The following is a 22,439-nucleotide window of genomic DNA, read 5'->3' on the forward strand; positions in this document are numbered from 1 at the left end:
CATGCCAACAACCCTGGACTCGGCACCTGAGGAGATTTATCAATCTTCTTTATCGTCGGCAATTGAGAACTGATATTGGACAGTTTCCGGATTGCATGCTCAAATTTCCCTGCTCAGGTTCCGAGAGAATGGGAAGGCGAGGCAGATGTCCGAGGTGTCTACGTTAAGCAGCGCGCCCTTCGAGTTCGCACTCGACGACATCGCGGCGGCTGCGTCCCGGATCCGGGACATGGTCCTGCGGACCCCGTTGCTGGAGAGTGACCGGCTCAACGACCGGGTGGGGGCGCGAGTGCTCGTCAAGCCCGAATCCCTGCAGCGCACCGGGTCGTTCAAGTTTCGGGGAGCGTGTAACCGCGCCCTCGCGATGTCCCCTGAGGAGCGGGCGAGGGGCATCGTCGCCTGGTCGTCCGGCAACCACGCGCTCGCCGTGTCCGCGGTCTGCGCGGCCCTCGGCATGCCTGCGACCATCCTCATGCCGAGCGATGCGCCGACTGTGAAGGTTGAGGGGGCCCGAGCGTACGGGGCGACGATCCACCTCTACGACCGGTACAACGATGATCGGGAGGCGATTGGCAACGAGATCGCGGCGAGCTCGGGCGCCACGATCGTGCCGCCGTACGACGACCCGTACATCATGGCCGGCCAGGGCACAGTGGGTCTCGAGCTGATGGACCAAGCCGCAGAGGCTGGCGTGTCCCCCGAACTCGTCTTGGTCAGCGCCAGCGGCGGCGGTCTGATTGCTGGTGTCGCGACCGCGGTGACCGGGCGGTCGCCTGCGACGCGCGTCTACTCCGTCGAGCCGAGCGGGTTCGACGACCTCGCCCGCTCGCTAGCCGCTGGCTACCCGCTACGCAACGAGCCGGGAGCCACCTCGATCTGCGACTCCCTTCACGTGCCCACGCCCGGGAAGCTGACCTTCCCAATCAACAAGCGGCTGCTCGCAGGTGCCCACGTGGTGACCGACAGCGAGGTCCGCGAGGCCATGAAGACGGCCTTCGAAACACTTCGAATCGTTGTCGAACCGGGCGGCGCCGCCCCACTGGCGGCCCTCCTAACCGGTCGCGTGGAGCTGCCCCGCGACGGTGTGGCCGCCTTAGTCCTCAGCGGCGGGAACGTCGATGCCGACATGTTCGTCTCCGCACTTTGCTGACTGCCGCGATCCCTCCACGACGAAAGCGACCATACGATGCTGAGCCAGGACGACCCCCGCTACGAGCGTGTGGGACGGTTAATCGACGACTTCATGGCCCTCGACATCACCGGTGTCGGGCTCATCCGGAACCTGACTGCCGCGCTGCAGAAGCGCCAGCCTGGCTTCGCCTGCCTGGGTGCCGCTGAGCTCATCATCGACAGGGTCAAGGAGGTCGGCGGGCCGGTCGTCGTGCTCACTGGGTTCCCAGAAGGCGGTGGCGTCCCGGAGACCGACGGCTTGGTCGGGGCCGCCCTGCTGGCGCGGGCGCTATTCCTCGGACTCGGCGTCGAGTCGGTCATCGTCGTTGACGACGACTGGGCGCACGTAATGGAGTCCACCTGCCGCGGAGCCGGACTGTGCCCACTACCGTTCCCGGACGACGGCGTCATCAAGCCCGTCGAGTTCATCCGACCGGTCTACGTCCGCACCGTGGCCAAGGACGACGACGAGGCCCGTCCTGTGTGGAACGCGCTGCTGGAAGACACCAGGCCGAGCCTGCTGATCTCGATCGAGCGGCCGGGCCATAATGCGAACGGCTTCTATCACGGGCTCGGGGGGCGGCCCCTGGACGGGCTCGTCGCGAACCTCGACGAGTTTGCCCGCACAGCCCAGGAGTGGGGCCTCCCGCTCGTCGCAATCGGTGATGGCGGGAACGAGCTCGGGATGGGCGTGCTAGCCGAGGATCTCCCGCAGTTCAGCCCGAAGGCCGCCGACTGCGGGATCCCCGGCCGGGGTGGGGTAGCCGCCGCGACTGCGGCGGACCACCTGGTCGTTGCCAATGTTTCGAACTGGGGGGCGACCGGCATCATCGCCGCCCTGTCCGCGCTGCTGGAGAACCCAGTGTGCTTCCACAACGCCGAACTGGAGTCGCGTGCCATCGTCCGCTGCGTCGACACCGGTGGTGTAGACGGGATGTTCATGGCTCCGGAGCCTTCCGTGGACGGTGTCCCGCTAGAGGAATGGGAGGGCCTGGTCCGTACGCTCCGCGCGAGCATCCAGCGCACCCTTGGCGACTCCGTAAACTGGCAGGGCTCGCGGGGCGATTGGCGGCAGCTCCGATGACTGCCATCGCTCTGGCCGACGGCGGGATGCTGGCGTTGCCCCCGGTAAGCACTCCGCGAGGCAGCTACACCCCGGTGCTGAGGACCGGGCGGTACTTGGTCATCTCCGGCCAAGGCCCGCGGTGGGACGGTGACCTGCGGTTCAGTGGTCAGGTGGGGGTCGACCTCGACGTGAATGCTGCCCGAGACGCTGCGCGGCTGTGCGCTCTGAACGTTCTCTCGCACGTGTACTCGCACTGCGACGGGACCCTGGCGCACGTCGCCAGGGTGGTCCGCGTGGCTGGTGTCGTGCAGGCGGCGCCGGGGTTCGATGCGCACTCGGCAGTCCTCGATGGCGCGTCCGACCTCTTCGTCGAGGTGCTGGGGGAGCGAGGAATTCACGCACGCATCGCGACTGGTGCCAGCTCGCTCCCATCGGACATGGCGGTCGAGGTCGAGGCCGTACTCGAGCTCGCTGACAGCACCAAGGACCAAGATCCTTTTTCCCACTAGGAGCCGGATGCGGTTACGAGCATTTCGTGAGCGGGCGAGACGCTCGAGAGTCCGAACAGCTGGCTGCTTGTCATGGTCTGCTTCTGTTCGGCGTTGGGTCCTGTGGCGTGCTGTGCTGACGGTTGCGTAGGTCGTCAACTAAGGTCGGAGCACTTCGCGCACCCTGTGCGGATCGCATCGCTTTCGCGGGCTTGCGGGCTCGGAACGCCTCCATCAGGCCTTGCTCGGAGTCCAGCAGGTACTGGTCAAGATCGGCCGCAGCCCGCTGGTAGTTCCGTGCTTCCAGTAGGTCGACCAAAGCGCGGTTGCGCGCGATGTAGGGCTCGTGCAGTTCCCGCGGCGTAGCGCTGACATGGAAGAGAAGCCGCGATTCGGCCAGCAGTCGTCCGGTGATGGCGTCCATCCGTGCGCTGTCGGCGAGGCCGATGAGGTGCTGGTGGAACCGCATGTTCGCTGTAGCGACGGCTGGCCAGCGATCGGCGAGCGCGGCCGCCTCGGCGGCTTCGACGTCGACATGCAGTGGCCCGAGCCGGCTGTCCGGGAGCTCGGGGTCACGCTCGGCCAGTCCGCGTACGGCGTCCACCTCGAGCATCCGGCGAAGCCGGTACAGGTCCACCACATCGCGTGTGTCCAGTTCGGGCATGAACACCCCGCGGTGCAGCTTGTAGATGAGTAGCCCTTCGTGGGTGAGGAGCCGTAACGCCTCGCGCAGCGTGTTGCGACTGACCTCCAGGACCTCGGTCAGCTCGATCTCGGACAGCTGGGCGCCTGGTGGGAGCGCACCCTCGGTGATGCGGCGGCGCAGGATGTCGGCGGCGCGCTCGACAGAACTGCTGCGGTCCGTCCGCGCGACATCGGCGGCGACGGTCCGTAACCACGCCTGCCGGCCCTCGTCGGTTTCACCCCTACTCATGCCGGCATCATCCCGCATTTTGGATCTCCCGGGGAGGTTTAGTTCAACAACCCTCTTGCAGTATTGTTGAACGATCCTTGGCTCACATTGGCCGTGGCGAGTGTGTTTGGAGTGTTGATGGACCTCAACGCCGATCTGGGCGAGGGTTTCGGTTCCTGGTCGATGGGTGACGACAGCGCGCTGCTGGACGTCGTCACCAGCGCCAACGTGGCGTGCGGTTTCCACGCCGGCGATCCGTCGATCATGCGCCGGGTGACCGGCGAGGCGGTCGAGCGCGGGGTCGCGATCGGGGCGCATGTCGGGTACGCCGACAAGGCCGGGTTCGGCCGTCGGTTCGTCGACATCGAGCCGGCCGCGCTGCGCGATGAGGTCGTCTACCAGCTCGGTGCGCTGGACGCGTTCGCCCGGATCGCGGGTGACCGGGTCCGGTACGTGAAGCCGCATGGTGCGCTCTACAACACGATCGGCCATCACGAGGAGCAGGCGGCGGCCGTGGTCGGCGCGGTCGCGGACTACGACAAGTCGCTGCCCGTGCTCGGCCTGCCCGGGTCGGCTTGGCTCCGGCTCGCCGCCGAGGCCGGACTGGCCGTCGTCCATGAGGCTTTCGCGGATCGCGCGTACACCCCGGCGGGGACGTTGGTGTCTCGTCGTGAGGCCGGATCCGTCCTGCACGACGCGGACGAGATCGCTTCCCGGTGTATGGCGATGGCCACCGGGCAGCCGATCCAGGACAACGCCGGCGGCTCGCTGACCGTGAGCCCCGTGTCGATCTGCGTGCACGGCGACACCCCGGGTGCGGTCGACATCGCCCGCCGGGTCCGGATTGCCTTGGAGGGAGCGGGCGTGACGCTTCGCCCGTTCGCGCGCTGATGCGGATCCTGCCGGCGGGTGACCACGGGCTGCTGGTCGAGCTCGACGACCTCGACCAGGTGCTCGGCTACTACACCGCTCTCACCACCGAGCCGCCGGCCGATGTGGTCGACATCGTCCCGGCGGCCCGAACGATCCTCGTCACGACTTCGGGCAGTCTGGACGCGCTGTCGCGCACACTTGGCGCGGTGACACCGGCTGTTGGGACGCGGAGTACCGGCGATCTCATCGAGATCCCGGTCGTCTATGACGGCGAAGATCTCCCTGAGCTCGCAGGCCTGTTGGGCTGCACCGTTGCTGAGTTGATCGAGAGCCACACACATGACAGGTGGACCGTGGCCTTCTCTGGCTTTGCGCCTGGCTTCGGCTACCTCTCGGGTAGCGGATCCTGGGACATCCCCCGACGAAAGTCGCCCCGCACGAAGGTGCCCGCCGGCGCCGTCGCCTTGGCGGGCGAGTTCAGCGGCGTCTACCCCCGCGAGTCGCCCGGGGGCTGGCAGCTGATCGGCCACACCGACCTACAGGTCTTCGACCAGGAGCGGGAGCCGGCCGCTCTGTTCCATCCGGGGCGCCAGGTCCGGTTCATCGACGTGGGTCGCCGATGACCAGCCTCACCATCCTTGAATCGGGGCCCTTGGCAACCATCCAGGACGGCGGGCGAATCGGCCAGGCATCCCTCGGCGTCCCTAGGTCCGGCGCCTGCGACCGGACGTCGTACGAACTGGCCAACCGCCTGGTTGGCAACACCCCGGGAGCGGCCGCGATCGAGGTGACGTTGGGCGGCCTCGTCCTGCGCGCTGACATCGACATCGTCATCGCCATCACCGGGGCCTCGTGCGGCGGCGTCCCCCTCAACGCACCCAGCATTGTGAAGGCCGGTCAGGTACTGCGCTTCGGCCCGCCGCGTACGGGTCTACGCACCTACGTCGCCGTCCGCGGCGGCCTCTCGGTGCCGGCGGTGCTCGGGTCCCGATCGACCGATCTGCTGTCCGGGCTGGGGCCTGCACCGCTGACTTCCGGCCAGACCATCCCGGTCGGTTGTCACCACGGCCCGATGCCCGGTGTCGACCTCGCCCCTGTCGCCGATCCACCTGGCGAGCAGGTCGTCGTACGCGTGACTCCCGGACCGCGCAGGGACTGGTTCACCGACGGCGGTTGGCAGTCGTTCACGACCCAGCCGTACACCGTCAGCACTAATAGCAACCGAATCGGCGTGAGCCTGCACGGCGACCCGCTGGAGCGTTCGCGCGAAGGTGAACTGGTCAGCGAAGGTATGGCTCTTGGTGCGATCCAAGTCCCGCCGTCCGGCCTCCCCGTCATCTTCCTCGCCGACCACCCTGTCACCGGGGGATACCCGGTGATCGCCTACGTCGCTGGCGCGGACATCGACACCTGCGCCCAACTTCGCCCCGGCCAGTCACTCCGGCTGATCAACTGATAGACCGCAGTTGGTCCTTCCCAACGGACGTGGCCGCATCTGTGCGCGGGGGAGTGTCAACCTGGAGCACGCCATCATGGCGGGTGTCCCTCCCGCCACACAGTCGGCGGTGCTCGTCGCCGCGTCATAGTGACCGCGGTCGGAGTCGGAAGTGTCGCGAAGACGGTCGCTAGGGCGGCGATCTCCTCCGGCGCGAGGTCCGGCGTGACCACCTTCAACAGCGGCTGCGCGGGCTCTCCTTGTCACAACGGGATGTTCCCGTGCTTCTTCGGCGGCAGGGTGTCGCGCTTGGTGCGGAGCAGGCGGAGGCCGCGGACGATCTCGGCGCGGGTCTCGCTCGGCTTGACCACGGCGTCGATGTAGCCGCGCTCGGCCGCGATGTACGGGTTCGCGAGGTGGTCCTCGTACTCGGTGACCAGTTGCTGCCGGCGGGACTCCGGGTCCTCGGCTCCGGCCAGCTCGCGGCGGTAGAGGATGTTCACCGCACCCTGTGCGCCCATCACCGCGATCTGCGCGGTCGGCCAGGCGATGTTGATGTCGGCGCCCAGGTGCTTCGACCCCATCACGTCGTACGCGCCGCCGTAGGCCTTGCGGGTGATCACGGTGATCATCGGCACCGTCGCCTCGGCGTAGGCGTAGATCAGCTTGGCGCCGCGGCGGATGATGCCGTTCCACTCCTGGTCGGTGCCGGGCAGGAAGCCGGGCACGTCGACGAAGGTCAGGATCGGCACGTTGAACGCGTCGCAGGTCCGGACGAAGCGGGCCGCCTTCTCGGACGCGTCGATGTCCAGCGTGCCGGCGTACTGCATCGGCTGGTTCGCGACCACGCCGACCGGGCGGCCCTCGACCCGGCCGAAGCCGACGATGATGTTCGGCGCGAACAGCGTCTGCACCTCGAGGAACTCACCGTCGTCGACGACCGCCTCGATCGCGGCGTGCATGTCGTACGGCTGGTTCGGCGAGTCCGGGATCAGCGTGTCCAGGGCCAGATCGGTGTCGGTCAGCTCGAGATCGGCCGGAGCGTCGTACACCGGCGGGTCCTCGAGGTTGTTCTGCGGGAGGTGACCGACCAGGGCCTTCACCCACTCGATCGCGTCCTCCTCGTCGCTGCCGAGGTAGTGCGCGTTACCGGACTTGGTGTTGTGCGTCCGGGCGCCGCCGAGCTCCTCCTGGGTGACGTCCTCGCCGGTGACGGTCTTGATCACGTCCGGGCCGGTGATGAACATGTACGACGACTCGTCCACCATCACGGTGAAGTCGGTGACCGCCGGGGAGTAGACCGCGCCGCCCGCGCACGGGCCCATGATCAGGGAGATCTGCGGGATCACGCCGGAGGCACGGACGTTGCGGCGGAAGATCTCGCCGTACAGGCCGAGGCTGACCACGCCCTCCTGGATCCGCGCGCCGCCGGAGTCGTTGATGCCGATCAGCGGGCAGCCGATCTTGGTGGCCAGGTCCATCACCTTGACGATCTTCTCGCCGAAGACCTCGCCCAGGCTGCCGCCGAAGACGGTGAAGTCCTGGGCGAACACGCACACCTGGCGGCCGTCGATGGTGCCGAACCCGGTCACCACGCCGTCGCCGTACGGGCGGTTGCCGTCCAGGCCGAAGCTGGTCGACCGGTGCCTGGCGAACTCGTCCAGCTCGGAGAAGGAGCCCTCGTCCAGCAGCAGCGCGATCCGCTCGCGGGCGGTCTTCTTGCCCCGGGCATGCTGCTTCTCGACCGCGCGCTCCGACCCGGCGTGCACGGCCTCGTCGAGCCGGTGCTCGAGGTCGGCGATCTTCCCGGCAGTCGTGTGGATGTCTGCGCCCTCCATTTCGTCGAGGTCTTCGGTTCGAGCCGGGCGCATGAGCCTCAGTGCCATGTGATGAGACTAAGTATCATCGGGCGGTATCGCCCGAACCGGTCCACAGAGTGAGAGGAAGCTGATGGCCGACCGTGACGAGATCGCTGACGCCGCCTTCCGGCTCTTCTCGACCAATGGGTACGACGAGACCTCGGTTGACGACATCGCCGCGGCTGCCGGAGTCAGCCGCAGTACCTTCTTTCGCTCCTACGGGTCGAAGGAAGCCGTGGTCTTCCCCGATCACGACGAGTTGCTGAAACAGATTGACCAACGGCTGCGCGCATCCCACACGGACTCTGCACTTGCCGCTGTCACCGACGCTGTAAAGCTAGTTCTCTTCCACTACGTCGGCGAGGGCGAGCGCGCGCGTGAACGCTACCGACTCACCTCCTCAGTGCACGCTCTGAAGAACCGGGAGTTGGTGAGCACAGCCCGTTACCAACGGCTGTTTCGCAGCTACCTCAGCACGTGGGGCGAAGGTTCGGAACGCTCGGAACTGCAAGCCGAGGTAGCCGCCGCTGCAGTGGTCGCAGCGCACAACCACGTCCTTCGACGGTGGCTCCGCCGACAGTGCGATGACCCCCACACCGAAGTCATCAGAGCGCTCGACAATGTCCGTTACATCTTCGATCGCAGCCAACCCTCTGGACCTCCGGCGATCATCATCGTTCCAGCCGGAACCGCTCTGGATGCTCTTCAGTCAGCGATTCGTGCCGCGTTGGCGAGATCTGATCTCTCCACGGATGTCTCACCCAGCCCGCAAGAGACCCCTCCTGATTGAGCCGCTCCCGATCCGTCCAGGCCGCGCTCGCACTCACTCGGATTGCGGACCAGGCTCGCACGAATTCCGCCGGGCGATCTCGCATGCCGACCAGTCCTCAAACCGATCAAGCTCGGCGGAACTGCGAAGGTCGAACTCGTCCTCATCACGAGGGGCCATCTTGCCGGTTGCGCATTTGCCTGCTTCGACGCTCGCTACCGCAGAGAACTCCTGCCAAGAGGTGTTCCTGATCTCAGATAGCTCCGTCGTAAGGCAGCGAAATCTGAGAGGGCGCAGGCTGGCTGCTCGTAGGTGGCCATGACCGCCTCGAGCTGTGACCGGCCGCCGGCGTACATCAGCATGCTATTCAGCGAGACGTTGCCATCTTTCCTGGGGGACGATCGAGACGCTGCGGACGACCTGGTAGTACGCCTCGGACGCGGATACGACCTGGTCTACCGACTTGAGGTCGGTCTACTGCGGCCCTGCCGGAGGCTGTTGACTAGGCGTCCAGTTGTGGAGTCGCTGCGGGTGATGGATCGCGTGGCATGCGTAAATACGGGAACGGTGTCAAAATGGCATCATGCGGAGAAAACCGAATGTGCCGACCGTCTGGGATGTTGCTCGGGAGGCGGGTGTCTCGAAGTCCTCTGCGGCGCGCGTTCTCGGGGGGCGCGGGTCGTCCAGTCCGGAGACCCGGCGCCGCGTTGAGGAGGCTGCGGAGCGTTTGGGCTACCGGCCGAACGCGCTCGCCCGTGCCGTGGTATCGGGCTCGAGTGCCACGATCGGCGCGATCATCCCCGATGTCGCCTCGCCGTTCTTCTCCTTGGTCGTGCGAGGTCTCACGGATGCTGCTCGCTCCGCCGGGTTCGAGGTGATGATCGGCAACACCGATAACGACCCCGAGATCGAGTCGCGGACGCTCGAACTGTTGGCCGAGAAGCGCGTGGACGGCATTGTCATCGCACCTGCCGTCGAGGACCGCCACGAGGCCCTGCTCCGACTGCACGATTCGACGCCTGTCGTGCTACTCGACCGGCGCTTCCCGGCGCTCGCCGATGTGCCCTCCGTATCGGTGGACAACATCGGCGCTGCCCGGCTGGCGACCGATCACCTCCTAGCGCTGGGGCACCAGCGCATTGCGATGGTCACGCAGGCGCGGGAGCGCATCGACGAGCTGCTGTCGCGAGAGCAGGACGAGGACGTGTCCCTGTGGCTTCCGGCTTCGCAGCGTTTGCTTGGATACCTGCAGGCGCATCGCGACGCCGGCGTAGAGCCGGACCCTACGTTGGTGGTCCGATGCGATTACAACGCCGCGTCGGCGTCCACCGCTGTGGGACGGTTCGTTGACAGCGGTGTCGATGTCGGCGCGATTTGCTGCAGCGACGCGGCAGGGACATTCGGCGCGTATCGAGAGCTGGTCGATCGCGACGTGCGAGTGCCGGACGACATCTCGTTCGTCGGATTCGACGATCAGGATTGGACCACACTGGTCAAACCAGCGGTAACGGTCGTCGAACAGCCGCGTTACCGGCTCGGGTCTGCGTGCACCAACCTGCTGCTCGCCCAGATCCGAGGGGTGGCCGAGGAGACCACGACTGTCTGCTTGCCCGCGGCGTTGATCGAGCGGGCGTCGACGGCGCCCGCCACGAATGCGGATGACCGATCGCAGGCGCAACCGGCTGGCGTCTGATAGGTCTCGGCCGTCTCCTTGCTGATGCGCCCTGCTCGAGGTCGCGTTTGATCTCGAACGTCAGCCGCTGTGCCGGGTCACAGTAATCACCGGTTCTTGGCGACCGCAGCTGATCGGCAGCGCTGTGTCAGGGCTGATGGTCGGCCGAGGCCTCGACGCCATGTCCGCGACGTGCCAGCCGACCAGTGCCTCACCATCCTTCGGTGGAAGGATGCCGGCTCCGAACTCAGCGGCTCCGAGCTCTACAGGACTCGCCAAAGGAAGAATGCCGGCCGTCCGGCAACGCCAGGACGGTCGGCACTCGTTTTAGAGGACACCTAGTGCGGCGGACTCCTGGTTGGTAAAGAGGCAGGAACGGCCCTGCCCTGCGGCTCATCGCGGACGCATCGGCAGCGCTCGCCACCGATGCGGATGACCCATCGCAGGTTCATTCGGCGGGCGTCTGATAGCTCTCCGCCGTCGCTTTGCTGATCCGCCCTTCATCGACGTCACGTGTCACCTCGTGCGGCGGCCGCTGTGCCGGGTCGCCGTAGCCGCCGGCCCCGGCAGTCTCGATCGATGCGCTCTGTCCAGTGTGCATGACGGTGTATCCGTGCTGAACGGGCGTCGCGTCCGCGCTGAGAACGCACTGGGCGGATCGCCCTGGGCCGCCGCGGAAGAGCCCCCACGGCTGAGACAGCTGCCGGCTGGTGTCGAGCCAGAAGTGGACGTCATCGGTCTCGACGCGGATCTTGCGCCGGATGCCCTGACCTCCACGGAACCTGCCGATGCCGCCGGAGTCGTCGAGCAGTTCGTAGGCCTCAACGACGAGCGGATACTCGGATTCCAGGCTTTCCACCGGCAGGTTCGATGTGTTCGTCATGTGCACCTGCACGCCGTCGAGGCCGTCTTTGTTGAACCGAGCGCCACTCCCGCCACCGATGGTCTCGAGGTAGACGAAGTTGCGATCCCGTTCGGCGTCATAACCCGAGAAGTGGACGCCGGTGTTTGCGCCGTTGGATGCGGCGGTGACTCGTTCGGGGACCGCGTCGGCGAGTGCCCCCTGGATGAGATCGACGATCCGTTGGCATGTCTCGCTCCGGCCATTGACGGCAGCGGGTTCCTGGCAGTTGATGATGCTGCCGGTCTCCGCTTCGATCCGCACCGGCCGGTAGAGGCCGGCATTGGGTGCGATGTCGGGATCGATCAGGGTCTTCACGGTGTAGTACACGGCCGCGTAGAGGCCGGTCCAGACGACGTTGACGCTTGCCCGGACTTGAGGCGGGTTTCCGGAGAAGTCGAACAGAAGCTCGTCGCCGTCGACGACGATGCGCACGCGGAGCGTCAGCTCATCGTCGAGCTCGGGACAGTCGAAGAGGTCCTCGAAGCGGTACTCGCCGTCGGGGATACCGCTGATCTCGGCACGGGTGCGTCGTTCGGTGTAGTCCAGCAACTCCGCGGAAACGGCGATCAGGGTGTCCGAGCCGTGACGATCGACGAGTTCCAGATACCGCGCCTCGGCCACTCGCAGCGCCGCCTCCTGGGCGCGCAGGTCGGCCGTTCGCTCGGCCGGGATCTGACAGTTGAGCAGGATGACCTGCAGCAACTCGTCCTGTGGCACCCCCGCCCGGACGAGGTGAACCGGGGGAATGCGGATGGCTTCCTGGTAGATGTGCGCGTGACCCCGGTCCCCGAAGTCCGCGTGATGTGCCAAGGTGGCTGCCCACGCGTGCAGCTGTCCGTCAACGAAGATCGGCGACGCCAGGACGATGTCGGGGAGGTGGGAACCTCCGCCGCTGTACGGGTCGTTGCCGATGAAGACATCGCCGGGCTGGATCTGATCGTCGGCGAATCGCGAACGGAGGGCATCAACGATTCCCATGAGCGACCCGAGGTGAAGCGGCGACCCGCCCTCGTCCTGCGCGATCGCCTGACCGCGGGCGTCGAAGAGACTCGCGGTGCAGTCGCGCCGTTCCTTGATGTTGGGTGAGAACGCCGCCTTTACGAGCGTCTCGCTCATCTCCTCGACGATCGTCGCGAAGGCTGAACCAACGACCTCGACCAGCACCGGGTCGAGCAGGCCCTCTCGGTTGGCGCGGACGTTGTCGGTCATTCTGAGGCTCCGATCCGGATGACGAGGTTTCGGTACTCGTCGACGGTAAGCACGTCGCCGGGCAGCAGCACGGTTGTGGTGTCCATCTGTTCCACGATGGCCGGTCCCGCGATGTAGTTCCCGGGCACGAGGAGGGAACGGTCGTATACCGGCACAGTCTCGAAGCTGCGTCCAGCGTCGAAGCAGCTCTCGCGGGTGCCGATACGAGCCGCATTGGAATCGGCGCCGCGCAGCGGTGAGGTTCGCAGCTCGACTCGCGGGGCCTGGCCGTGCGCCTCGGCACGGAACGTGATCGCCTCGATCTCGGCCTCCGGCGATCGGTAGCCGTACACGCGCTCATGCGCTTGGTGGAACGACTCGGCGAGCTCGTCGACGCCGTCCATGACGAGATCGAGGCTGCTTCGCAGCTCGACGGCGAGCTCGAAGTTCTGCCCCCGGTACCTCATGTCGATGCGGCGGACGATGCCGCGCCCGTCGAGCGGCACGCCCTCCTCGTCAAACCACTCGGCAGCCTGGGCGGCGAGGCCCCCGAACGTCGCGGCGAGCGCCGCGGAATTGTCGGCACTCACGATGGTGCGCTGCGTCCGCATGAAGTCGGTCTTGATATCGGTCATGAGCAGGCCCATCGCCGACTGGGCACCGGGCGTCTCGGGGACGACGACGGTCGTCATCCCGAGTTCGCGGGCAAGCCGTGAGGCGTGGAGCGGGCCTGCGCCGCCGAACGGCACGAGTGCATAGTCACGTGGGTCGTAGCCTCGCTGCACGGAGACAACGCGGATGGCACGCGCCATGTTCGCAGTCACGACGCGCAGCATTCCCAGGGCAGTCTCCTCGACGCTGAGACCGAGCGGCTCGGCCAGACGCTCGATCGCCCGCACGGAGAGTGCGCGATCGATCTTCATCTGACCGTTGAGCAGGTAGTCGGGGTTCAGCATCCTGAGGACGACGTTGGCGTCGGTCACCGCGGCCTCTGTGCCGTGGCCGTAGCACGCCGGACCAGGCATTGCACCGGCGCTCTGCGGCCCGACTCTGAGGTGCCCTCCGCTGTCGATCCAGCCGAGCGAGCCACCCCCCGCGCCGACAGTGTGGATGTCGAGCATCGGTGATCGGATCGGGCGGCCGTCGAGTTCCATCCCGGCCGTCACCTTCGGCTTGCCGTCCTGGATCAGCGAGATGTCGGACGATGTGCCGCCCATGTCGAACGTGATGATGTCGGGGAAGCCGGCCGCGTCGCAGATCTGCGCCGCGCCGACGACGCCCGTGCTCGGCCCGGAGAGCACGAGGCGCACAGGCATCGACTCGGCCGTCGAGAACGGGATGATGCCCCCATTGCTCTGCGTGACGTGCGGGACCGCGGTGAGCCCCTTCGCAGCAAGCGTCTCTCGCAGCCGGGCCAGATATCGGAACACCACGGGCCCGATGTACGCGTTCGTGACGACGGTGGACAAGCGCTCGTATTCACGGAATTCCGGCAGTACGTCGCTGGAAATGGTCACGTAGACGTCTGGGTACTCCTTCTGCACGATCTCGCGGATCCGACGCTCATGATCGGGGTGGAGGTAGCTGTAGAGCAGACAGACAGCGATGGCCTCAACCCCGCCGGCACGCAGCTCGCTCACCGCGTGGCGCACGTGGTCTTCGTCAAGTTGACGCTCCACACGGCCGTCGTGCCGTACGCGCTCATCGACCTCCATGCGCAATTGCCGGGTGGCTAGCGGCGGCGCCTTGTCGGCCTGTGGGTCGTACATGTCGGGTCGGCGTCCGCGCCCGAGTTCGAGCAGATCCCGGAACCCTAGAGTCGTGATGACCCCCGTCCGCACCCCGCGTGCCGTCAGGAGCGCATTTGTGCCGACGGTCGTCCCGTGAGCGAAGTACGTGACCTCCCCAATCTCCCGGGATCCGATCTGGTCGAGGATCTCGTTCACACCCTGGACGATCGCGCGGCTCGGGTCGTCCGGTGTACTGGACACCTTCCGGACGTGTAACTGACTGCTCTCGTCGTCGAATGCGCAGACGTCGGTGAACGTGCCTCCGGTGTCTACGCCGATGCGGAGACTCATGTGTTGTTCGCCTTCTTCGGTTGGTCGGAGCGTGTGTGTAGTCGGTCGGCTGCGCTGCGGGCACTGTGATGGGAGTGCCGGCCGTCCGGCAACGCCACCGGACGGTCGGCACTCGCTGGTCACGCGGGCGCATGAGTGGTCAGGGGGTGCGCCCGCGTGAGTCCTTGCGCACCGGCCACATCGACGAGCTGGTCAGCGATGAATCTGTTCTGGTTCCGCAGGCTCGGCGATCGGTTCGTTGGTGATGTGGAGGCTGGGAAATCGACGCCCCATCGCCGCCGCGTAGCGCTCGGCCAGAGCTGGCTCGGCGCGGTAGTCGGCGATGGGGTGATCGCCGAACCAGACCCGGACGCGGCATCGCGGCGTTGGCCTCGCTGGCGTAGCCATCAGAAGCTCCGGACCTCGGCGGCGATGCTCCTGAACATCGCGGCGTAGGTGAGGGCCGCAAAACTGATCAGGCCGAGCTGGACGGCCAGGTGGGCAGTCATACCGATGCTCCAATCGTTGACCATGTGGTTGTTAAGAACGGCGCCCCGAGCCGCCGAGGTCCATGAGCAAAGTGATGAGAAAGGTGCGGTCACAGAATCCCGGCGAGGCTCTTATACGTCTGCGGCTCTGGAACAGTTGGAAGAGTAGGATCGTGGCGACTGGCAGAGCCAGCATCATGCCGCCAACGACGAGTGACAGTGCAAGTGCGGAAAATATCTGGAGTGGTATTCATTTCCCGTGACCTTGCGCCGAGGCGCCGATGAACTTCCCCTGAGCCGAAAGGAAGATAACGATGATGGGCAGTGCCGCGATGGTCATGGCCGCGAACAGGACGGGCCAGTTGGTCGTGATGTCGCTGTTCAGATTCAGCAGGCCGATCGGCAGCGTCTGCCGTTCAGGGCTCTGAAGGAATACCAGCGCGAACGGGAACTCGTTCCAGGCGAAGAGAAGGTGCATGATGCCGGCGGACACGATCGCTGGCCGTGTTATCGGCAGCACGATGTGCCAGAACGTTTGGAATGAGTTCGCGCCGTCGATACGGCTGGCCTCACTGACTTCCTTCGGCAGGGTCAGCATGTAGGCCCGGATGATGAACAGCGTGATGGGCAGGCGGTAGGCGGCGTACAGGACGGACAGCGCTACCAGGTTGTCCAGCCAGCCGGCTGTCTTGAACAGCGAGTACAGCGGCACCAAGGCAACCGGCGGCGCCAGCATCATTCCGCCGATGACCATCAGTGTGATCACGTTCGCGCCAGGAAAGTCCAGCATGGTCAGCGCGTAGGACCCAGCGCTTCCGACGGCGAGGACGATCGCGAGGGAGAGCAGCGTGACGAACAGACTGTTGCCGATGTAGGACGCGACGCCGGAGTTCCAAGCGTCGACATAGTTGCCCCACTCAGGCTTGGCAGGCAGCCCCCATGGGTCGCCAAAGAACTCCCCGTAGCCTTTGAGCCCTGAGATGAACATCCAGATCAGGGGCAGAATCGCACCGACGACCATGAGACCCATGAGGATCGAAACCAGCACTCTGGCGGGGGCTGAGAAGATTCGGCCGACTGCGTGGGAAGCGCGCGACCTGTGTGAGTCTTCGCGGGGCTGGGTGAGCAATTCTGTTGATGTGGTGACCATCTAGAATTCCACCCTCTTCCGCCTTGCCAGCATGAGCTGCACAACGGCTACCACGATGCTCAGAAACAGGATGACCGTCGCTATCACAGAGGCGTAACCCATCTCATCATTGTTGAACGCCGACTGATACAACCAGGTTCCCAGAACCTGGCTGCCATTGTTGGGCCCGCCGTCCGTCATCACCTTGACCTGGGTGAAGAGTAGGAACGCATTGGTGAAGACGAAGATCGTCATCAGAGCGGTCATTTCACGCACGAGCGGGACCGTGACCGTAAAGAACTGTCGCACCAACCCGGCGCCTTCAAGAGAGGCTGCTTCGTAGAGTTCCGGCGGAATACGCTGGATGGCCACGATGAACAGCGCTGTCACGTAGCCGACGTACTGCCACTGGCTCAGGCTGATCACCGTGAAGATTGCCGTATCCGGGTCGCCGACCCAGTCATGGCCGAGCCAACCAATGCCTGTCCATCGGGCCAGGTCTTGGAACAGGCCTACCTGCGGGCTGTAGATGAACCTGAACAGGAGGGCCGCGACCGTTGTGGCGACGGTGGCCGGCAGGAAGTACGCGGATCGGAGGAAGGCGCGCATCCTCCCGCGGACGAAATGCTCGATGAGGGATGCGAGCACCAGACCGAACCCGACCTGGCAGATGAGCGAGCCGGCGGCGTAGAGCGCGTTGTTGCGAAGCGCTCGCCAGAACACTGGGTCGTTGGCGGCTTGGGCATAGTTCTGGAGACCGACGAACTGCTTCTGCGGCTGAAATACGTTCCAGTCGTAGAAGGTGTTGATGACGTTGGCGATCATCGGGTAGAAGACGAACAGTGTGAGGAGTGCCAGAGCTGGCAGGATCCACAGGTAGGACCCTGTCAGCAGGAGGCGTTTCGCGCGTGGCATGTCTTTGGCTCTCGGTCTTCTCGGGGTCCTATGGCTGAGTCGTTCGGAGGACCTTCAGGACGTCGTCGGTCGACAGTTGACCTCCAAGGAAGCCCTGCATCGCAGACTTGTATGCAGCGGACACCTTGGCGGGTACTCCGATGTCCAGCACCAGGGCCACCGAGTCGGCACGACCTGCGACGGCGAGGATGTCTTGGGTCTGGCGGCTGGTGACTGAAGGCGTGTTCACGTCCGTCACCGAACTGATCCAGCCCATCTGGCTGGGCACTCGCGCAGCGTTCTGCTGGTTTGTCATGAATCGCACGAAGTCCGTCGCGATCGCGGAGTGCGGTCCCTTCTTGACCACGACCCCGTTGCCGTTGCCGGCGATGCTCTTGAGGTCGCCGGTGCCGTCGGACGGCACGGGAATGTTGATGACTGTCCAGCTCTTCGGAAAGGCCTTCTTGTCGAGCTTGTCATTGATCAGTTTGACCTCAACCACACCGAGCTCATACATCGCCGCCTTCCCGTTGACGAAGTCGGCCCGAGCCGCATCGAAGGCTGACGTCCACTGACCGTCGGCGAAACACTCCGTCCGCATCTTCTTGAAGGCGTCAAGTGCCTTCGCGTAGCCGGGGTCGTTCCACGCTCCAGGCTTGGAGGTGGACCGGTAGTCGGCATCCCGCACGTTCTTGGGCACGTAGTAGGCGTTCAGGCTCGCCATGTAGTGCAATGCGAACACTCCATCGGCGTTGCCGAAAGCGATCGGCGTCACGCCCGCTGCCTTCAGCTTCGAACAGCTGTCGAACAAGCCCTCAAGAGTGGTGGGAACCTTCGCTCCGGCCTTCTCGAACAGCGCAGGATTGATCGCAAGTGTCTTGTAGTTGGACTGCAGCGGGACGCCCCACACCCCGTTGTCGTCGGTGTAGTCGCCCAGGGCCTTCGGATTAAGGCTCGCGCCCCAGCCGTCCTTGCTGAGCGGCTCCTTGAGATTCTCGAGCAGGCCCGCCTTGACGTACTGCGCGGTGAAAAGAGAACCGGGCGTGGCCCAGAACAAGTCGGGCAGCTGGTTCTGACCGGTGAGAAGCGTCAGCTTGTCCCGGTATTGAGCGTTACCGACCGCCTGGATATCGATCTTGACGTTCGGGTGCGCCTTCTCGTAGTCCGCGGCGACCGACTCGAAGTAGGGCGCGAAGGCGTCTTCGGGCCACCGGTGCATGAAGGTCAGCGTGACCGGCTGGTCCGAGTCGACCGGGACGACGCTCGTCTCCGAGGACTTGGAGGAGCCGCCGCAGCCGCTCAGGACGAGGACAGCAGCCGTCGCCAGCGCGACGACCATCTTGCTGGTAGTTCGTTTCACTGCTGCTCCTTGGTTCAGGTGCGAGGACGCGCGAGCGAGTCGTCGTGGTCGACGTTGGTCGGTATGGCTCCAGACCACCTTCGGGAACGGTGTCAGGCCTCACTCTGCGACAGCTTGGGAACGGTGTCAATGCCTAACTACGGCAGGGTGCGCAAGAAAATCTCTCGGCCGGCCCGCTAGCTGTCGAGGGCATCGCGCCGACCAGCAGAGCCGGCCGGCAGGAGGCGTGGCCGTAACTTGACTCGCATATTGGGAACGGTGTCAACTTGGTCGACCCTTATCGAAGGAGTACTCGTGACTCGACCACAGACAGCGCTCGTCATCGGCGCTGGCATCGTCGGCACATCCATTGCGACGTCGCTACAGACCCGTGGGATCAGCACGACGCTCGTGACTGAGGCTCGCTTGGCCTCCGGTGCGTCGGGTCGATCGATTGCGTGGCTCAACGCGGCCGCGCGCCGGAGCCCGCAGTACCACAAGCTCCGTGTGCTTGGTGTCGAGAGGCTGCAGACCGTCGCGGCGCACCTGAACCACCCGTCGTGGTTGCGATTCGACGGTGCGATCGGATGGGGTGGGGCAGAGGGGACCAACGAGGTCCGCGAACTGTACGACTATCAGCGTCGCACTGGGTATCAGTCGCGCTGGGTCACCCGCTCCACGGTTGATCAGTTCGTGGCGGGGATCGACCCGCGCTCGCTTCCCGAGGATGGCGCCACGTACAACGCGGGTGAGGGGTGGGTGGACCTGCCGTCGCTCATCAGTCACTTGCTCGGCCGCTTCATTGACTTCGGCGGCAGCGTGATCCAGGAGACGGGACGCGCCGTACCAGAACGCGACGAGGCGACGGTCGTCGGTGCGCGCCTGGCGGATGGGCGCATCTTGCGTGCCGACCGTACGATCCTCGCCGTCGGCCCGTGGACCGTCCGGGAGCTGGCCAACCTCGGAGTTCCGATCGCTGAGCGCACCCCGATCGCCGTCCTCGCGGTGACCCGCCCGCTCACGCACCCGCTCCGTGCCGTCGTCAACTCGCCACGTGCGTCGATGCGGCGAACCCCAGATCATCGCCTGGCGATCGACTCCTCGTGGGTCGAGGAGTACGTGGAGCGAGACGGCGACGGTTACCGGGTCGACCCGCAGGTCGTGCGGGAACTGCTGACCGAGACGTCGACGATCTTGAGCGGCTCGCCCGCTCTGGAACTGGACCGGGTACTCATCGGGCCTAAGCCAATCCCGGGCGACGGCGAGCCGGTGATCGGACCGGTTCCGGGCATCGAGAACCTGTATTTAGCCTTCACGCACAGCGGCGCGACCCTCGGCCTGATCATTGGGGAACTCCTTGCTGAGTTGATAGACACCGGCATGTGCCGTGAGCTGCTCTCGACCTTCTCGGTCGGCCGTTTCGCCGCGAACGGCGGGAACGCATGAGCAGTCCGATCCGCGTCGGGCTCATCGGATTCGGCGTGGCCGGCCGCGTATTCCACGCCCCTCTGCTGCGGGCGCTTCCGGATGACTTCGCGATTCGCGCGATCCTCACCCGCGACGGGGTGCGCCGTGACGAGGCGCTGCGCACCACGCCGGGCGCGATCGTCGTGTCTGACATCGATGAGCTGCTCGCGAACCGCGCCGAACTGGATCTTGTCGTGGTCGCATCTCCCGGCCACCTACACGCGGCCCACGCGAGCGCGGTGATCGACGCGGGGCTGTCGCTGGTCGTCGACAAACCGGTCGCGATTTCGGCGCGCGAGGCTCGGGCAATGCAGCAGCAGGCCGCGGACCGTGGCGTGCGGATTACGGTGTTCCAGAACCGTCGGTGGGATGGCGACTTCATCGCGCTGCGTGAGGAGCTCGCGACCGGCGCGCTAGGAGACGTGCACCGTTTCGAGTCGCACTTCGAATGGTGGAAGCCCGAACGCGCGGAGAGCTGGAAATCTTGCACGCCCCGCGACGAGGGCGGAGGGCTGCTGTTCGACCTCGGAGCACACCTAATCGACCAGGCCCTACTGCTGTTCGGCGACGCTGAGGTCGAGTACGCACACCTCGCCCGCCGTGCCGAATGGCGTGCCGCGGATGATGACGCGACGGTTGTGCTGCGCCACGTCAGCGGCGTTCACAGCCAGCTCTGGATGAGCTCGGTCGCGGCATCGTTCGCACCCCGTCTGCGCGTGCTCGGGTCGGCTGGCTCGTTCGAGGTTCGCGGACTTGATCCACAGGAGGCCCAGCTCGCAGCAGGAATGTCGCCGTCGGATGCCGGTTTCGGTGAACGCGCAGCAGGCGAGCCGATCGTCGGCAGACCGGACAAACGGCGAATCCTCCACTCCCGCGGCAGGTACCTCGACTTCTACCGTCAGCTCGCTCGCGCCCTCACCTCAGGCGGCCCGCTACCGGTGGATCCCGAAGACTCGATCCGAGTCCTGGAGCTCATCGAGCGTGCCCATGCGGTCAACGAGATGAGCGACGGACCGATCCGATGACCGACATCGGGCAGAGCGCGGCCGCGGCGCGGACGATCGGCATGCCGGCGTGATCGTGATGCCGAGCAGCTCGCCAGCGGTCGAAGTCGGCAACTGCCGGAAGGGCGCCGAGGTTGCCCTCTACTGACCGAGCGGCCGAGGACCGAGAGGAGATCGCCCGGAATATCCAGGCGGAGCGGGGAATGGCGCTCATTACGCCATTCCCCGCATGACGGCGTCCGGTCCCGAGGCACGCGCTGGCAGTGGGAGCAGCTCAAACGGCTAACTCGTGTCCCGCAACGGTCATGGACGCGATCACCGGACCGTCCGCTGGCGTCCATCCGCTGGCAGCCCTCTCAAGGCATTCGGTGCTAACCCACAAGGTCACCGACGAGCAGGTGCTCACGCGATCGTCACCGTGTTCACCACCGCGCTGGCTGCAGCATCGGCCGGCCGGACGACGTTCGCGGGGCGGACGATCGTAGGAATCGCGTCGGACGGTGACGTCGACGGCTCGTTGCTCGCCCGCGCTATCGGGTGAATAGAGATGCTGCCGGCGACGTAAGCGGATCGACGCAACTGAGGAGCCGAGCACCGGGAGTGCTCTAGTCGGCGAACATGTCGTCGACCAGAGCTGTGTCGAGATAGACGACCACATCTACGGCCTTGCCGCCTGCCATGCGGATGACCCAGCAATATGTCTGGTGATAGGGCCGGCTGTTCACGCTCTGGCTCGTGCCCTCCCACTGAAGGAACACGGTGTCGCCCGCCTCATGAATCGACTTGATCTTGGCCATGAGCGGCTCAATGAAACGGGCGCCTAGTGGCGCGGTTGCCTCAGCGAACGCCTGCTTGGAGTGGTAGGTGCCCGACACCGAGGTGGTGCCGATGATTCGCCACGTTACGTCGTCCGCGACGATCTCAAAGAACGGACGGCTGTCGCCCTGTTCCCAAGGGATAAAGGCCCCTCGGACCACGGTGCCGTAGCTAGCGTTGTCAACGATGTCCGACATTGGAACTCCTGTCAGGATTCAGGAACAGTCTCCCGGCCTGTGCGCAGCTGCCAGGTCGGGGTGGTCGCAGCTCCGCTAGATCGAAACGTGCTCAACACGGAAGGGGCCCTGACTCGCGGAGCAAAGGCACCCGGGCACAGGACGACCTCGTGCCCTTGGACCTTGTGACTCGCGTCGTCGAGAGGTTAGAGGTGTCCCTTCGCGCAATGTCAGCGCGGATCACAGCGGCGGCGGGAAGCTTCGGAGGCAATCCGGAGCCACCATCTCCCGCACAATCGTTCGATCAGGGCGAGATGACTCCCTTCCGGAGGAGGTAGCACGAGGGCTCGATGTCGGTTAGCAGAAGGATCGCCATCGTGTTCGCAAGCATGTCTCGAAAGCCCTGCCGAGGTGGCGTCGCGAAGCCGATGTCAACACCGTGCTCGGCGCAGGCGAGCTCGCGCACCTCGAGCTGCAGGTCATTGAGGTCGTCGCCATCGTGCTCGGTGCGCACGATGACCGCGTCACCATCGATGGTCTCAAGTGGGAACACGTGTAGGATCGCGCGCATTGCCGCGACCGTCGATGTCCCGATCCGGTGGGTGGGCACGCCGTACTTCCGCCACGGGAAATTCGCATCCGCCACGAGCACTCGGTCGTTGTGACCGAGATCGTCGAGGGTTTTCAAGATGTCGCCCGTGAGCAGGGTGTCGATGTTGCGCAGCATGA

Annotated in this window: 21 protein-coding genes; 10 read left to right on the top strand and 11 right to left on the bottom strand. The window is 65.6% G+C overall.

What is annotated here, in order from left to right:
- The first annotated feature begins 145 nt into the window (after nucleotides 1–145).
- Genes ACZ6O0_RS41770 through ACZ6O0_RS41780 form a run of 3 tightly spaced genes read left to right on the top strand, consistent with a single transcriptional unit; the run spans nucleotide 146 to nucleotide 2,745 of the window.
- A complete protein-coding gene (locus ACZ6O0_RS41770; protein ID WP_465770644.1) occupies nucleotides 146–1,150 on the top strand; it encodes a threonine ammonia-lyase in 1,005 nt (334 codons plus the stop codon).
- 36 nt (nucleotides 1,151–1,186) lie between these two features.
- A complete protein-coding gene (locus ACZ6O0_RS41775) occupies nucleotides 1,187–2,254 on the top strand; it encodes a glutamate cyclase domain-containing protein (protein WP_465770645.1) in 1,068 nt (355 codons plus the stop codon).
- Nucleotides 2,251–2,745, top strand: a complete 495-nt coding sequence (locus ACZ6O0_RS41780) for a RidA family protein (protein ID WP_465770646.1) — start codon at nucleotides 2,251–2,253, stop codon at nucleotides 2,743–2,745. The genes ACZ6O0_RS41775 and ACZ6O0_RS41780 overlap by 4 nt, the downstream gene beginning before the upstream one ends.
- A 70-nt stretch (nucleotides 2,746–2,815) precedes the next feature.
- On the opposite strand, the gene ACZ6O0_RS41785 is transcribed toward ACZ6O0_RS41780, so the two are convergent.
- The gene (locus tag ACZ6O0_RS41785) at nucleotides 2,816–3,658 is read right to left on the bottom strand and encodes a GntR family transcriptional regulator (protein WP_465770647.1); all 843 of its coding nucleotides are present in this window, start codon (nucleotides 3,656–3,658) and stop codon (nucleotides 2,816–2,818) included.
- 117 nt (nucleotides 3,659–3,775) lie between these two features.
- On the opposite strand from ACZ6O0_RS41785, the gene ACZ6O0_RS41790 reads away from it, so the two are divergent.
- The 3 genes from ACZ6O0_RS41790 to ACZ6O0_RS41800 are packed head-to-tail and all read left to right on the top strand — an operon-like array spanning nucleotide 3,776 to nucleotide 5,966.
- Nucleotides 3,776–4,528 carry a LamB/YcsF family protein gene (locus ACZ6O0_RS41790; RefSeq protein WP_465770648.1) on the top strand — a complete coding sequence of 251 codons (753 nt, stop codon included), beginning with the start codon at nucleotides 3,776–3,778 and terminating at the stop codon, nucleotides 4,526–4,528.
- Nucleotides 4,528–5,133 (top strand): 5-oxoprolinase subunit B family protein, encoded by a 606-nt coding sequence (locus ACZ6O0_RS41795; protein WP_465770650.1) that lies wholly within the window; start codon nucleotides 4,528–4,530, stop codon nucleotides 5,131–5,133. Before ACZ6O0_RS41790 ends, ACZ6O0_RS41795 begins: the two co-directional genes overlap by 1 nt.
- On the top strand, nucleotides 5,130–5,966 hold the full coding sequence (locus ACZ6O0_RS41800) for a 5-oxoprolinase subunit C family protein (protein ID WP_465770651.1): 837 nt from the start codon (nucleotides 5,130–5,132) through the stop codon (nucleotides 5,964–5,966). Before ACZ6O0_RS41795 ends, ACZ6O0_RS41800 begins: the two co-directional genes overlap by 4 nt.
- A 242-nt stretch (nucleotides 5,967–6,208) precedes the next feature.
- Here the strand turns inward: ACZ6O0_RS41800 and ACZ6O0_RS41805 are convergent, their stop codons facing one another.
- Nucleotides 6,209–7,783 carry an acyl-CoA carboxylase subunit beta gene (locus ACZ6O0_RS41805; protein ID WP_465770685.1) on the bottom strand — a complete coding sequence of 525 codons (1,575 nt, stop codon included), beginning with the start codon at nucleotides 7,781–7,783 and terminating at the stop codon, nucleotides 6,209–6,211.
- A gap of 112 nt (nucleotides 7,784–7,895) precedes the next feature.
- Here ACZ6O0_RS41805 and ACZ6O0_RS41810 point away from each other — a divergent pair, with 112 nt between their 5' ends.
- Together ACZ6O0_RS41810 and ACZ6O0_RS41815 are read left to right on the top strand one after the other, a co-directional pair.
- Nucleotides 7,896–8,594 carry a TetR/AcrR family transcriptional regulator gene (locus ACZ6O0_RS41810; protein ID WP_465770652.1) on the top strand — a complete coding sequence of 233 codons (699 nt, stop codon included), beginning with the start codon at nucleotides 7,896–7,898 and terminating at the stop codon, nucleotides 8,592–8,594.
- 562 nt (nucleotides 8,595–9,156) lie between these two features.
- Nucleotides 9,157–10,266 (top strand): LacI family DNA-binding transcriptional regulator, encoded by a 1,110-nt coding sequence (locus ACZ6O0_RS41815; protein WP_465770653.1) that lies wholly within the window; start codon nucleotides 9,157–9,159, stop codon nucleotides 10,264–10,266.
- A gap of 427 nt (nucleotides 10,267–10,693) precedes the next feature.
- On the opposite strand, the gene ACZ6O0_RS41820 is transcribed toward ACZ6O0_RS41815, so the two are convergent.
- The 6 genes from ACZ6O0_RS41820 to ACZ6O0_RS41845 all read right to left on the bottom strand — a co-directional run bounded on the left by ACZ6O0_RS41820 (nucleotide 10,694) and on the right by ACZ6O0_RS41845 (nucleotide 18,247).
- A complete protein-coding gene (locus ACZ6O0_RS41820; protein ID WP_465770654.1) occupies nucleotides 10,694–12,358 on the bottom strand; it encodes a hydantoinase B/oxoprolinase family protein in 1,665 nt (554 codons plus the stop codon).
- The gene (locus ACZ6O0_RS41825) at nucleotides 12,355–14,418 is read right to left on the bottom strand and encodes a hydantoinase/oxoprolinase family protein (protein ID WP_465770655.1); all 2,064 of its coding nucleotides are present in this window, start codon (nucleotides 14,416–14,418) and stop codon (nucleotides 12,355–12,357) included. The genes ACZ6O0_RS41820 and ACZ6O0_RS41825 overlap by 4 nt, the downstream gene beginning before the upstream one ends.
- Nucleotides 14,419–14,610: 192 nt before the next feature.
- Nucleotides 14,611–14,805 (bottom strand): hypothetical protein, encoded by a 195-nt coding sequence (locus ACZ6O0_RS41830; protein ID WP_465770656.1) that lies wholly within the window; start codon nucleotides 14,803–14,805, stop codon nucleotides 14,611–14,613.
- A gap of 330 nt (nucleotides 14,806–15,135) precedes the next feature.
- Nucleotides 15,136–15,933 carry a carbohydrate ABC transporter permease gene (locus ACZ6O0_RS41835; RefSeq protein ID WP_465770657.1) on the bottom strand — a complete coding sequence of 266 codons (798 nt, stop codon included), beginning with the start codon at nucleotides 15,931–15,933 and terminating at the stop codon, nucleotides 15,136–15,138.
- A gap of 102 nt (nucleotides 15,934–16,035) precedes the next feature.
- Nucleotides 16,036–16,929, bottom strand: a complete 894-nt coding sequence (locus ACZ6O0_RS41840) for a carbohydrate ABC transporter permease (RefSeq protein ID WP_465770658.1) — start codon at nucleotides 16,927–16,929, stop codon at nucleotides 16,036–16,038.
- 28 nt (nucleotides 16,930–16,957) lie between these two features.
- Nucleotides 16,958–18,247, bottom strand: coding sequence for an ABC transporter substrate-binding protein (locus ACZ6O0_RS41845; protein WP_465770659.1), 1,290 nt, complete (start codon nucleotides 18,245–18,247; stop codon nucleotides 16,958–16,960).
- 315 nt (nucleotides 18,248–18,562) lie between these two features.
- Here ACZ6O0_RS41845 and ACZ6O0_RS41850 point away from each other — a divergent pair, with 315 nt between their 5' ends.
- Together ACZ6O0_RS41850 and ACZ6O0_RS41855 are read left to right on the top strand one after the other, a co-directional pair.
- Entirely contained in the window at nucleotides 18,563–19,693 is a 1,131-nt protein-coding gene (locus tag ACZ6O0_RS41850) for an NAD(P)/FAD-dependent oxidoreductase (RefSeq protein WP_465770660.1), read from the top strand.
- Nucleotides 19,690–20,739, top strand: coding sequence for a Gfo/Idh/MocA family protein (locus ACZ6O0_RS41855; RefSeq protein WP_465770661.1), 1,050 nt, complete (start codon nucleotides 19,690–19,692; stop codon nucleotides 20,737–20,739). The genes ACZ6O0_RS41850 and ACZ6O0_RS41855 overlap by 4 nt, the downstream gene beginning before the upstream one ends.
- A gap of 381 nt (nucleotides 20,740–21,120) precedes the next feature.
- Here ACZ6O0_RS41855 and ACZ6O0_RS41860 read toward each other — a convergent pair whose 3' ends face one another.
- The 3 genes from ACZ6O0_RS41860 to ACZ6O0_RS41870 all read right to left on the bottom strand — a co-directional run bounded on the left by ACZ6O0_RS41860 (nucleotide 21,121) and on the right by ACZ6O0_RS41870 (nucleotide 22,437).
- The gene (locus ACZ6O0_RS41860) at nucleotides 21,121–21,297 is read right to left on the bottom strand and encodes a hypothetical protein (protein ID WP_465770662.1); all 177 of its coding nucleotides are present in this window, start codon (nucleotides 21,295–21,297) and stop codon (nucleotides 21,121–21,123) included.
- 26 nt (nucleotides 21,298–21,323) lie between these two features.
- Nucleotides 21,324–21,731 carry a nuclear transport factor 2 family protein gene (locus tag ACZ6O0_RS41865; protein WP_465770663.1) on the bottom strand — a complete coding sequence of 136 codons (408 nt, stop codon included), beginning with the start codon at nucleotides 21,729–21,731 and terminating at the stop codon, nucleotides 21,324–21,326.
- A 283-nt stretch (nucleotides 21,732–22,014) separates the two neighbouring features.
- Nucleotides 22,015–22,437 carry an RbsD/FucU domain-containing protein gene (locus ACZ6O0_RS41870; protein ID WP_465770664.1) on the bottom strand — a complete coding sequence of 141 codons (423 nt, stop codon included), beginning with the start codon at nucleotides 22,435–22,437 and terminating at the stop codon, nucleotides 22,015–22,017.
- Between the last annotated feature and the right edge of the window lie 2 nt (nucleotides 22,438–22,439).

This window comes from Kribbella sp. NPDC048837 (genome assembly GCF_055586945.1).